This window comes from Luteitalea sp. (assembly GCF_022842525.1).
Lineage (GTDB): Bacteria > Acidobacteriota > Vicinamibacteria > Vicinamibacterales > Vicinamibacteraceae > Luteitalea.
In genome coordinates, this window is record NZ_JALHPM010000372.1 from 1 (window position 1) to 2,778 (window position 2,778).

Here is a 2,778-nt window from a genome sequence, read left to right on the forward strand (position 1 = left end):
CGAGCATGAGCATCTGCTGGCCTGCATCGCTGCCGCCGGGCGCGCGCTCGGCGCGGACGAGGAGGCGCTGGTCAGGACGCTGGGTGACGGTCACGACCGCATCCTGGGCCACCTGCGCGGGCACATCGACCACCGTCTGCTGTGCCCCGCCCGTGTTGGCGTAGACGCGGTAGCCGCCGCCCGGAACCGGCATGATCCCGACCTCGATGGAGGGCCCGCCACGGGGCGCCCACACGGCCACCGTGCCCGGGGTCATCCCAGGACCGATGAGCGTGACCGGGATACGCGGGAGGAGATCGACACGCGCGGTGACCGTGGGCGCAACGACCTGGGGCGGAGGCGCGACCACCACCGGCGGCGGCGGGGCGACGACGACGCCACCCGCACCGAGCTGGTCGAAGCGGATGCCTGGGATCGTGGTGATCCCCATCGTGTATGGGCCACTGTTGCCCGAGCTGTAGGAACCGACCCACACCATGATCTGACCGGGGCCGGTGGGGCCCTCGACCAGCGGGTTGAAGGAGCCGCCACCATCGTCGTTGCAGCCGAGACGACCATCGGGGTAGCGAACGACCAGCGTCGTGTCGCTGTCGGCGCGCACCACGAAGCGGAGGTTCGGAAAGCCCGTGCGGGCGTTGACGATGTGGCTCGGGGGGCCCGAGATCCATCCGCGGCAGTCGGGCGACATGTTGCTCGCCTGGATGGGGCCACCGAAGGTGCCGTTGACCAGGAGAGGGTCGGGGCGGCCGCCCAGCGACATGTCGGCCGTCGAGAACAGCGCCCCTCCGCCGGCGGGGGGAGCCACGGGGCGCCCCCCATCGAGCGCGCTCGCGTCGAGGTTGTAGGGGCCTGCGTTGGTGGAGGAGTACGAGCCCACCCACACGCGCATCTGCCCGGGAACGGCCGGGATCTCGAGCAGTGGGTTGAGGCCGTCGCCGCCATCGTCATCACAGATCAGCCGCCCATCGGGCATCTGCACCATGAGGGTCGTGTCGATGTTCGAGGTGGCGCCGAGACGAACCATCGCGACCCCGGGCGGGACCGAGATGAGGTGGCTCGGGTTGGGCTGCGCGTAGCCGCGGCAGCTGCCGTCGACCGAGGAGAGGCTCACCCCACCGCCCGCGATGCCTTGGAGCACCATGCGCTGGTTCGCCATCAGGGTGGTCTGCCCGTACGAAGGCGGCGCCTGTGGCACCACGTACTGCGCATGCGCTACGGCGCCACCCAGGATGGGGGCTCCCACGAGGAGCGCGACGGCTCCGCCCTTGGCCCACGAACGCGCTCGACTCGACGACATGCTTCCTCCGGCTCCAGTGCCCACGACCCCTCGGCCAACTCCAGGCGCCCCGAGCGTCCGTCCGCTCCGTGCGCTCTCATACGTTGCGCCCGCCTGGGCGCTTCCCCGGGACGTTCACCTCGCGGTTTCGATTCACCGGAGGGACGCCAAGAGGCCACGCGAGTATGCCCCAAGCGGGGCACCGTGTGCGGCATGGGACCCGCTCGCGCCGTCACACCTTGGTGCGACATGGCTGGCGCCGCTTGCCGACCCGGCGATCCCGCGCTTGGGTAGCGGCCATGCACCTCCTGCGACTCCCGTCTCCCCGACACGTTCTTCTCCTGGCCCTCGCGCTCGCCGCGCCGAGCTGCGGTCCCTCGGCTGCTCCCGTCGAAGAGACGGCGACCGCCGATGAGGGCAGCGGAGGCGAGCCGACACGGGTCGCCGCCCCGAGCAGCCCCTGGGATGGCCTCGACGACGCGACGCTGATCGCGCGCACGCGAGAGATGGCGGTCGCGCGAGCCCGCGAGTTCGATGGGTCGATCGACCTCGCGCAGCGCGCGAGCTGGACCGGTGAAGTGCCGCCCCTGGGCGATCGCGTGTGCGAGCAGCTGCTCAACCTCGCGGTGACCGATGTCGCCGCTGGCGAGCTCGATGCGGCGGCGCAGACGGTCGCGCTGGTGCGCCAGCACGCCCGCAACCGCAACAACGCCTTCGCTGGCAACACGCTGCTCTCGGTGATCACCCGACGCCGCGCGGCTGCGGCGCCCGATGCGACCGACGCCTCGCAGAGCACCGCGGTCGCGGCGGTCTTTCGCGAGCTCCCCCGCGCCCGTTTCGGCTCGGCGACGGTGGCGTTCCAGCTCTACCAGGAGCCGGCCCAGATCACTGCCTCGCTCGAGCAGATCCACTCACAGCTCGTGACCCTCGACGCGGCCGTCGGTGCGCTGTTCACCCAGCACGTGCTCGGTGACGTGGTGGCGAACCGCGCGGTGTACCTGGCGGCGATCGACACGGTCCGCGCCGAGAACGACGCTCGCCCCGCGGATCGGGACTACGCGTTCTCCACGGTCGATCTCGCGCGGGCGCGCGACGCGCAGCCCGTGGTCGTCGCGGTGTGGGACACCGGCACCGCGGATGGGCTCTTCGGCCCCGGCCGGCCGCTGGGCGATCGGCTCTTCACCAACGCAGCGGAGCAGCCCAACGGCCAGGACGACGACGGCAATGGCCTCGTCGACGACATTCATGGCGTCGTCTCGGATCTCGATCCCGCCCAGACCGGGTATACGTTCGAGCCCGGTGCGGAGGTCCTCGCACAGTACGGGCCTTTCCTCCGCGGCGTGATGGATCTTCGTGCCGGCATGGCCTCCACGGAAGCGGCGCAGCGGGTGCTCGCGCTGATGCGCAGCGCGACGGACCGCGAGAGCCTGGAGACGCTCGAGTCCAACCTCGATGCGGTGGGAGAGTGGGCGCACGGCACGCACGTCGCGGGCATCATGCTG

At 71.3% G+C, this 2,778-nt stretch carries 2 pseudogenes; one reads left to right on the forward strand and one right to left on the reverse strand.

What is annotated here, in order from left to right:
- Positions 1-1,297 (reverse strand): annotated as a pseudogene (locus Q0C41_RS31120) (hypothetical protein); the annotation flags it as partial.
- A gap of 278 nt (positions 1,298-1,575) precedes the next feature.
- Between Q0C41_RS31120 and Q0C41_RS31125 the strand changes: the two are divergent.
- Positions 1,576-2,778 (forward strand): annotated as a pseudogene (locus Q0C41_RS31125) (hypothetical protein); the annotation flags it as partial.